Source organism: Paenibacillus sp. NPDC058898, assembly GCF_049316025.1.
Lineage (GTDB): Bacteria > Bacillota > Bacilli > Paenibacillales > Paenibacillaceae > Paenibacillus_AQ.
This window is the reverse complement of record NZ_JBMOSM010000001.1, coordinates 929,245-939,607: the sequence shown is the minus strand read 5'-3', so window position 1 is coordinate 939,607 and position 10,363 is coordinate 929,245. Positions and strand designations below refer to the sequence as shown.

Genomic DNA, 10,363 nt, shown 5'->3' with positions numbered 1-10,363 from the left:
AAATTATATTATTATAAGTTATCATGATTTCGTAAAGCGCTTACACCACATCTTTTAAAGAAGAGGGGAATCGCATGAAATCGAAGAGCAAATTCGCAGGCATGATCATGCTGCTGCTGATGTTTGCCTTAACCGCTTGCAGCGGCGGCAATGGACCAAAGGACGGGGCAACTCCAAGCAACCCTGACACTCCGAAATCAGGCAATGAAGCTTCCACCGGGCAGGACTCAAAAGAACCTGTAACGATTGAGTTTATGGGCCACGGCAATCCGAACGAAAAGAAGATTTTCGAAAAGCTGATCGCTTCCTTCGAGGAGAAGTACCCGCACGTCACCGTTAAATACACTTCGGTGCCGCCAGGTGAGTACTCACAGAAGATGACGACGCTGATCAGCTCCGGCAAGGTTCCGGACGTATTCTACGTTGGAGGTCCCGAGTTTTACCGCTTCGCAGAAGCCGGAACGCTCCTCAACATTCAGTCCTATCTGGACCAGACCTCATTGTTTAATCCCGATAACGTATGGAAGCAGGCAATGGACCGCTACCGCTTTGACGGCAGCAAGGTCGGTGCCGGAGACATGTACGGACTGCCCAAGGACGTAGGACCATGGTCATTTGTTTATAACAAGGATTTGTTTGACGAAGCAGGTGTACCTTACCCTTCTGCAACGGCAGGGGAATGGACCTGGGACGACATGCTGGAAGCAGCCCAAAAGCTGACGGTCGATGCTAACGGCGACGGAAAGCCTGATCAATATGGTGTAGGCGCTTACAGTTTGGAATCGGCAGTATGGGGCAACGGCGGTGAATATATCGACTACGCCACCGGCACGGTAAAGGTAAACGAGCCCGAATTCTATGAGGCGATGCAATTTGTCGCTGACCTGAACCTGAAACATAAGGTCAGTCCGAATCAGGAAGCCGAGCAAGCGATGAATGCATATACCCGCTTTATTAACGGCCAGCTGGCGATGTTTGCGATGGGCCCGTGGGATCAGCCTGCATTCTGGGAGCTGCCTTTCGATTGGGACATTGCTGCATGGCCGGCAAGCCCGAATACGGGACAAACGGCGACCTGGCTCGGCTCGATGGGATTTTCCGTTTCGGCTAAATCCAAACACCCGCAGGAAGCATTCGACTTGGCGGCCTTCCTGTCCCTGGATGAGCAAGGGCAGCGCGAAAACTACCAGCTTGGCCAAGCGGTTCCTAACCTGATCGACATGGCAGAAGGCGAATTTAAGGAAATGGACAAAGGACCGCAAACACGGCAAGTATTCATTGATATTATCCAAGATTACGGACGCCCGGATGTGGTGGCTTTCTCGAAGGATACGCAATGGATCGATGCGTTCAAACAGAACGCGAGCAAAGTATGGAACGGTGAGATGTCGGCGAAAGACTTTACGGCCCAGATCCAGCCGAAGATGCAGGAGCTGTACGACAAAGGAAATAAATAATGCCGCAAAAGGCAGGGGGCGTCAGCCATCCATATCGGCGCCTCCCGCCGTGCGGACATCCTGTCATAACGAATACTGGCGAAGGTGGAATGGAGTATGGGTACCAAGCTTGGCGGGTATCGCAGAAGAGAACTGGCGTGGTTGTATCTGTTCGTGGCTCCGCCGGTTCTCGGGTTTCTTTTGTTCGGCCTTGTGCCGATCTTGTTCTCGATCTATATCAGCTTTCACAAATGGGATATGCTTACCGATCCGCAGTGGTCGGGGCTCGGAAACTATAAGGATCTGTTGAAAGACGAGAAAGTGTTCAAATCGTTGTACAATACGATCTATTTGATGATCGGCATTCCACTCGGCATGATCCTCTCGATGCTGCTGGCCATCTTAATGAACCGCAAATTTGCCGGCATCTCGTTCATGCGGACGATTTATTATCTTCCGGTCATATCGCCGATTATCGCGGTATCACTGCTGTGGCAGTGGATATTGAATCAAGATTACGGATTGCTCAACAACTTCCTGTGGGAAACTTTCGGCATAACCGGGCCTAACTGGCTGGGCAAGCCGGAGTGGGTGAAGCCTTCGCTCATCCTGATTGGGCTGTGGAGCGGCATCGGCGGGAACATGGTACTGTACCTTGCAGGACTGCAATCGATCTCCTCAACGTATTATGAAGCTGCGGAAATCGATGGCGCTGGTGCATGGCACAAGCTGACGCGAATTACGATCCCGCTGCTCACGCCGATCCATTTTTTCGTCATCGTCATGGGTATCATTGGCGCGTTCCAGTCATTCAGCCAAATTTACGTGCTTGCGGTGGATGGCGGGCCGGAATACAGCGGTGCCACGGTCGTCTATTATATTTTCCAGCACGCGTTCGAGTACTTCAATATGGGCTATGCCAGCGCGGTGGCCTGGGTACTGGGCATTCTCATCTTTATCGTTACGCTCATTCAATTTAAGCTTTCCAATCGATGGGTTTACCAAGACTAGGGGGGAAATCTGTGAAACGGGAAAAAATGACGGACCTCTGGTCGCTGCTGCTGTTGCTTTGCGGTTCGATCTTTATGATCGCACCGTTCATATGGACCATCTCGACTTCATTAAAGGATCGGCGAAACGTATTTGAAATTCCGCCACAGTGGATTCCCGATCCGATTACGTTCGATAACTACGCAAAAGTCTGGCTGGAGTCGCCCTTGCTTCACGGATTCATGAACAGCTTGATCATCGTGGTGATCGTCCTAACGATTGGGATGCTGGTATCCGCGATGTCTGCCTATGCGTTCGGTAAATTCGAATTTCCTTACAAAGGCATGCTGTTCATGGGTTTGCTCGGAACGATGATGATTCCGTATTCGGTCGTTATGATACCGCAGTATATCGGATTTTCTAGGCTGGATTGGGTGGACACACTGCTGCCGCTCATCGTGCCCGGCCTGTTCGGCAACATCGTTGTTATCTTTTTTATCAGGCAATACATGCAGAGCGCGATGCCGACGGAATTGATCGAAGCGGCGAAGATCGACGGCTGCAGCTTTCCGGGCATATTCTTCAAAATCGCGCTGCCTATCATGAAGCCGGCTCTCGCGGCTCAAGCCGCACTTGGCTTTATGGGCATCTGGAATGATTTTCTTGGTCCGCTGATTTACTTGCACACGCCCGAGAAGCAAACGATTCAAGTGCTGATCGCCTCGATGCAGGCCATGTACATCGGCCAGTCGGACTATCCGATGATCATGGCTGCCGCTATCATCGCCATGGTGCCGGTAATCATCGTGTTCTTTTTCTGCCAAAGATATTTTATCGAGTCGATGGCAATCAGCGGAATCAAGGGGTGAGGCATGTGCCGATAAGTATGCCGCGCCTGTCGAAGATCGTTTGTTGTCTTGGCACGTTAGGATTACTGGCCGGATTGGCATTGTCGGGATGCGATTCAAGAACGAAACCGGAGGCGGTCGATTTGGACATTTACAACGAAAAGATGTACGCCAATCCTTTTCCTTCCCTAGAGGAAGAATGGGAGGATTACGGCAATGGGGACCCGTATGTATTACGGCATGACGGCCGCTATTATCTGTATGTCAGCACGAAGGATCACCGGACGGGCATCAAGGCTTGGATATCGGACAATCTGGTCGATTGGAGGTATGCGGGTCTGGTGACGGAGGATCCCGTATCGACCGGCGCCTACGCACCTGAAGTGATTTACTGGAACGGCTGGTTCTATCTCTATACGTCTCCGGCAGGAAAGGGGCATTATGTGTTTCGCAGCGAATCGCCGACAGGCCCGTTCGAACGGATCTCCGAGAACGTCGGGATGAGTATCGACGGCTCGGTGTTTATCGACGATGACGGCTCATGGCTGTTCACGCATGCAGGTTCGTCAGGCATTGTCGGCGTTCCCATGGACGGCCCCGCTGAATTCGGGGTGGGCCAGACGATCCCAGGGCCCTATCTGGGACATTGGACGGAAGGGTCCATGATTATCAAACGGAACGGAACCTATTACATGACGTATACCGGCAATCACGTGTTCAGCAAAGGTTATCGCATTCACTATGCCGTATCCCATGATTCGCCGCTCGGTCCGTATACCGTTCCGGTCAACAACCCGCTTGTGATTAGTACCAAGCCGGAGTTCTACGGGCTCGGCCACAGCTCGACCGTACTCGGACCCGATCTGGATTCCTATTATCTCGTATATCATAACTTGACGGGAAGGTCTCAGGAAGGCCCGCCTGTCCGTCGCATGAACATCGACAGGTTGGTCTTCAACGGAGACAAGATGGAGATTCTGGGGCCTACGAATTACGACCAGCCCGTTCCGGGAGGGCCGGTCTTTGCCGATAGGCTGGATGCAGCCGCCATCAATCAAAGCCGGTGGGAAGCAGCGAATTCTGGAGGAATGGCACAAATCGTGAGCAAGGAGAGCACAGATCGAATGTATACGGCCGAATATAACGTGGTCCCATCGAAGGCTCGCGTCGCGGCTTTGTTTGCGTATCAGGAAGCGAATCAATACGGATTCGCCGAAATCGAGCCCGAGCGAAACCGGATATCCGTGGGCAGGATAGAGGGTGGAACACGCGATGTGCTTGCAACGGCGAAGATTTCCGAAGACACGGATTGGTCCAAGCTGCACACGATTCGCGTCGAGCGCGGAGAAGATCGGCTCCGGGTTTACCTGGACGGCACTCTGAAGCTCGATCAATCAGCGGAACCGTTTGGATCAGGCAAAATCGGTTATCGATACGAAACCGGCGAGTCGAACTTTTCGTATACGGCATTCTCGAATCACGCTTCCGGCAGCAGTGACTTCGAAACGGCAAAACCGCTTCCGGGCAGCATTGAGGCGGTGCATTACTTAAGCGGCGAAGGCAGAGGCTTCTCGGTCCGTCATCCATCGGCAGCAGGCGCATGGCGTAGTTCTGACGGTACGGCGATCCAGGTGGCAGAGGATGGGAGCTACTCGGCATCGCTGACGGAAAAAGGCGACTGGTTGCGTTATGCGGTGAACGTGTCGGAATCCGGCACGTATGCGCTGGACCTAACGGTCAAGGCCGGAGCGGGGCCGGCATCCTTCAAGCTGCTCGTGGACGATAAGAAAGCCGGAAACTATAAAGTGGACGACAGCCATTACTCCGATAGCGAACCTTGGGTTAAAATTCGGGTTGGATCCCTAAAGCTTGAAAAGGGATTACATAGCCTTGCCATTCAATTGGACAGCGACCATACGATGGAATGGAAAACGATGGACTTCGAGCTGGTCGACGAGCATACGTTCAAGTTGGAGCATCTTTTGGAACAAACAAGCTCCGAGGATGTCCACGGCCAGTGGATCGAAACTGTCGGCGGTTTTGCCGGGGCTGCTAATTCCGATGCCAAGATGTATGGAGGAAGCCCCCTTTGGACCGACTATCGTATCCGAACGACCGTGAAGCTGGGGGACGATCCGTCCGGTCAAGCGGGCGTGCTCTTCCGAGTGACAAACGAGTCGGATTTCCGGGATCAAGTGAGCGATTCGCTGATGGGATATTTCTTTGCGGTCAGCGCGACAAAACTCGAGCTGTACAAACATAATTACGATTCCGAATTGCTGCATAGCGTCAAGGTTTCGCTGGAACCAAACGAGCCGGTAAGCTTGCGCATTGAGGCGGTCCGAGGCACGATTCGCGTATATGTGCAGGACGGGGAAGAGCCGGTCCTGACATACGATGATCCCCAGGCATTCATGCAGGGGAGAGTAGGCCTACGATCGGTTCATGCGGAGCAGATCGAGCTCGGCGACTTGACGGTGGAATCCATAGGTACGAAATAGATACGATAAACTTACAGAAGATGGAGAGTGGAACATAATGTCTAGCTCGCACAAATATATTAAAGACTATCCCAGACCGCAATTGGTACGTGAAAACTGGGAAAATCTGAACGGGGAATGGGATTTCCGGTTCGACGATGCATGGGAAGGGGAAGGTGGCAAGTGGTACGACCGTCTTGAAGCCGACCGCAAAATTACGGTCCCCTTCGCGTTCGAGACGAAAGCAAGCGGTATAGCAGATGAATCGTTCCATCCCTGCGTATGGTATGAGCGGATGGTTGCCATACCTGCCAAGGAAGCAGGCAAACGTGTCTTGCTGCATTTTCAAGCGGTCGATTACTCGGCGACCCTGTGGGTCAACGGCAACAAAATCGGTACGCATGAGGGAGGATACGCAGCCTTTTCCTTCGATATTACCGAGGCGGTCGAGCTTGGCCGAGAGAACAGGATTACCGTTCGAGCTGTGGACAGCAACAGCTGTACCCAACCGCGCGGCAAGCAGCGATGGATGAAGGACAACTTCGGCTGCTGGTATGTGCAGACGACGGGGATATGGCAGACCGTATGGATGGAGTACGTGAATCCGATTCATATCAACCGGGTGAAAATAACTCCTGAGCTTGAGCGCGGGGCAGCGAACTTCCATTACGAACTCGGCAATTCCGGGCATGATTATGATGGATTAACCCTTCAGACGATCATCCGGTTTGACGGGAAGCTGATCCGCTCGACGGAAACGAGTGTGGAGCGAGGAACCGTAACGGTTGACGTAAGCGTCGTCAACGAAGCGGTAGGGGAATGGAAGATCAAGCCATGGCATCCGAACCATCCGAATTTATACGATGTCGAGATGATCCTGAAACAAAACGGTAATCCCATCGACACGGTCTATTCATATTTCGGCATGCGGAGCATCCGGATCGTAGGCGATCAAATTATATTGAATCATACGCCGATCTATCAGAGATTGCTGCTGGACCAGGGCTATTGGAACGATACGCATCTGACGCCTCCGTCGGAGGAAGCGCTGCTGGAAGACATCGACAAAACGCTGGCCCTCGGCTTTAACGGCGTGCGCAAGCATCAGAAGCTGGAAGATCCCCGTTACTTATATTGGTGCGACCGCAAAGGGCTGCTGGTATGGTCGGAAATGCCGTCGACCTACGAATTCGGGGACGATGCGGTGGAGCGATTCACGAATGAGTGGATGGCTGTTGTCCGGCAGCATTACAATCATCCTTCCATTATCGCATGGGTACCGTTCAACGAGTCCTGGGGGATAACCGACATAGCCACCGACCGCAAGCAGCAGCAATTTACCGAATCGATCTATCATTTGACCAAGGCATTCGACCAGATGCGGCCGGTCATCGTGAACGATGGCTGGGAGCATACGATTTCGGATATCATCACACTCCACGATTATGAAGAGATAGGCGCTATGCTGGAAGAGCGATATCGGGACAAAGACGCGCTGTTAGGCAACGAATTTGCGCATAACAAGCATCGTTATCCATTCGCTCAGGGTTATGGCTATCGAGGCCAGCCTGTGATCATCAGCGAATATGGCGGCATCGCCTTCACAAGCGAAGAGGGTTGGGGTTACGGCAATCAGGTTCGCAACGAGGAGGAATTTTTGAAGCGATACGAGGGAATTACGCAAGCGATTAAAAACTTACCCTACGTGAGCGGATTCTGCTATACACAAATTACGGACGTGCAGCAGGAAGTGAACGGCTTGCTGACGATCGATCGTAAACCGAAAGTGAACATGGAAGCGATTCGAAGCATAAACTTGGCGTAAGCGAATAGAGAACGTACAACCATACTTTTTTCTGGAATAGGTTATGTTTTCTCGTGAGATATAGGTATGGACAGAACAGGGACTCGTCAATCGACGGGTCCCTGCTGCTTCTTCCAGCCGTTTTGGAGTTTGTTTTTCATATAACGGGAAAATACAACGTGCCGGATATAGGCTCATAATGAAGAGTTGCTTGACGGAAACTTAACCTGAACAGAATGGATAAGCTCGAAAAACTCCACGAAAGAGCTGGTAATGGCAATACCTATTCAATAAATGCAAACGTCAGGACAATTGATGGGCAGTGTGCACTGAAGTATGCAGTGTGCACTTGATGTATGTAGGGTGCAACAGATGTATACGGTGTGCAACAGATGTATGCGGTGTGTACTGATGTATGCAGTGTGCGTCTGATGTATGCAGTGTGCATTGATGTATGCGGCGTGCACTGATGTATGCAGTGTGTACTGAAGTAGCGGTGTGCATTGATGTATGCGGACAGGAGATCCGCTATTTCCGAATAAATGTACCAAATTCAAGACCTCGCGGACACAGAATCCGTTATTCTCGGTTTCTCCTGTTTTTAGGGTGGTATATCAGGAAATAGCGGAACCTGTGTCCGCTTAACCTTACATTTAGCACCTTTGCTTACAAATAGCGGAATCACGGTCCGCACGTAGTTAGTCTAACAGCTTCTATCTCGTAAAATGCCCCAAAGTATCATTGGTTTCCCATATGGGTTTCTCTATAATTTAAATATTTTTCGCACCTGGCGATAAATATTCAGATTATATTAATGTTTCCAAAAGTAGATAAATTGGAAAGGATATATAGCGATACAAGAAACATGTCGTGCATCTATGTGTCTTATATAATGGCGCTACAATAAATTATATTACAATCCAAAAAGTTATCTCTAGTAAGGAGAACAATATGCAATGTAGACGGGAGAACTTTATGTTACGACGTAAGTTGTTGTCTTGAGAAAACCACTATCTCTGCAAAGAAAATGAGGATATTATGTTTATATGGAAAGGGCAGGATGAGAGAGAACTAAAAATGAACGGGAGGTCATTCTTACATATGAAAGACATGAATGAATACGACACCTTTATTCAAATAGCCGAAGACTGCCCTGTCAGCGAGGCCGTCATTCCAAAGGCAAAAGGCGAGTCTAAGACCATACCGGTGATTCAGTATGAGATGCTATCGAACCACCCTTACCGATACACGCAAGAGGATGTGTTGTTCGAAGTGTTTGCCGAGCGCAATCAGATCTCGGAAACGGAAAGAGCAGCCGCACGCGAGAAGTTTTTTTCGAAAGGGCAGCCTTGTCTCCGAACCTCGTCCTTAGGCAAGCGCTATGGCTGGGGGATTCATCATGACGCTGAAGGGAAAGTCGCGATCTATGCCGTAGAGTCAGACGAATACCTCAAACTCATGAACGATAAAAGCATTGCTCAATGTAAAGCGATGCGCTCAAAGAAAGCCTAGGGGATGTACCGGAAGGATAAACTTTAACGGTAACTGAACTCAATTGGGAAGGCATCTCTATCATATACCTGCATACCAAGTCGCCTGATAGGCGGCTTTTTTTGTTTGCCTAAAGAAACGATTTCATTCCTAAGATTTAATTTTCAATTAACATAAACCTGCATTCTATTCAATTATTCTTTTTTACAATCAATCTCGTAGGGTTATTAAACCGGTTTAATGATCCAGCAATCCATCAGAATCTGCTAGAGAAAGGAACAACGATAGATGGCTACCATTGACGACGTTGCCAGAATGGCTGGAGTATCCAAGGGGACCGTGTCCAGTGTGTTCAGCAAAAAAAGGCCGATCAGCCAACAAGTGACGGAACGGGTACTAGAGGTAGCCCAAGAGCTGGGATATTTCCCGAATCACCTGGCCCGAAGCCTGGCGATCAAGAGGACGATGAGCATCGGCCTCAAGATACCTCTCCCGCCTGATGGGACGATGACGGCATTCGATACTCAGCTGATTAACGGGGTCATCAAGGAATGCTCCAAGCAAGGGTACCGCCTAGTTCTGGACACCTTGCCCGAGCAGGAGGATCCCACTTTATATTCGCAGGATCCTGTCGATGGCGTCATTCTGCTCAACCCGCGAAAAAATGATTTGCGAATTCAACGGTACCTGATGATGGGCACTCCTTTAGTGCTGGTGGGGCGGTCGGACCCTTATGACGATACGATCAGTTACGTGGATAACAACAATACCAACGTGGCTCAACAGGTCGGAGATTATTTGCTCCGGGGCGGACATAAAACCGTGCTCTTCCTGAATGCATCCTCCGATATGACCGTGTCCTATGATCGAAAACATGGCTTGTCGGAAGCATATAGCCAACACGACCTGCCGATGCCCGAAGAGTATGTGGTGTACTATGACCACAAGCTGCATGCCAACGGCACGGAATACGGATATATGTCCATCATGAACACCTATGGGAACATGAACTATACAGCAGTCATTACGGATACGGATCGAGTGGCGCTTGGCGTGCTGAGGGCTGCCAGGGAGCTGGATATCGAGGTGCCCGAACAGCTATCGGTCATCGCTCTCAGCAATGATGCTATTCTGGCTCAGGATATGAATCCAAAGCTGACATCCGTGGAATTGTCGGCAGAGACGCTCGGAGCTGAAGCAGCCAAGCTGTTGTTCGAGAAAATAAGCGATAAACGTATCCACAGGCAAATCATCATACCCGCGCAGCTGGTTGTGAGGGAATCCTGCAAATTTCTATCTTAACGACAATGAAGG

Annotated in this window: 7 protein-coding genes; all 7 read left to right on the top strand. The window is 50.5% G+C overall.

Annotated elements, in window-relative coordinates:
• Positions 1–74 precede the first annotated feature (74 nt).
• Positions 75–1,457, top strand: a complete 1,383-nt coding sequence (locus ACOZB4_RS04080; RefSeq protein ID WP_379405838.1) for an ABC transporter substrate-binding protein — start codon at positions 75–77, stop codon at positions 1,455–1,457.
• A 96-nt stretch (positions 1,458–1,553) separates the two neighbouring features.
• On the top strand, positions 1,554–2,447 hold the full coding sequence (locus tag ACOZB4_RS04075) for a carbohydrate ABC transporter permease (protein WP_076321643.1): 894 nt from the start codon (positions 1,554–1,556) through the stop codon (positions 2,445–2,447).
• Positions 2,448–2,458: 11 nt separating this feature from the next.
• Positions 2,459–3,295: a carbohydrate ABC transporter permease gene (locus ACOZB4_RS04070; protein ID WP_215159481.1), complete on the top strand. Its 837-nt coding sequence runs from the start codon at positions 2,459–2,461 to the stop codon at positions 3,293–3,295.
• Positions 3,296–3,300: 5 nt separating this feature from the next.
• Positions 3,301–5,775, top strand: coding sequence for a family 43 glycosylhydrolase (locus ACOZB4_RS04065; protein ID WP_379405841.1), 2,475 nt, complete (start codon positions 3,301–3,303; stop codon positions 5,773–5,775).
• A gap of 37 nt (positions 5,776–5,812) precedes the next feature.
• Positions 5,813–7,579 (top strand): glycoside hydrolase family 2 protein, encoded by a 1,767-nt coding sequence (locus tag ACOZB4_RS04060; RefSeq protein WP_379405843.1) that lies wholly within the window; start codon positions 5,813–5,815, stop codon positions 7,577–7,579.
• Between the two features lie 1,080 nt (positions 7,580–8,659).
• On the top strand, positions 8,660–9,070 hold the full coding sequence (locus ACOZB4_RS04055) for a DUF6157 family protein (protein WP_379405845.1): 411 nt from the start codon (positions 8,660–8,662) through the stop codon (positions 9,068–9,070).
• 267 nt (positions 9,071–9,337) lie between these two features.
• Positions 9,338–10,351, top strand: a complete 1,014-nt coding sequence (locus tag ACOZB4_RS04050) for a LacI family DNA-binding transcriptional regulator (protein ID WP_379405847.1) — start codon at positions 9,338–9,340, stop codon at positions 10,349–10,351.
• Positions 10,352–10,363 lie beyond the last annotated feature (12 nt).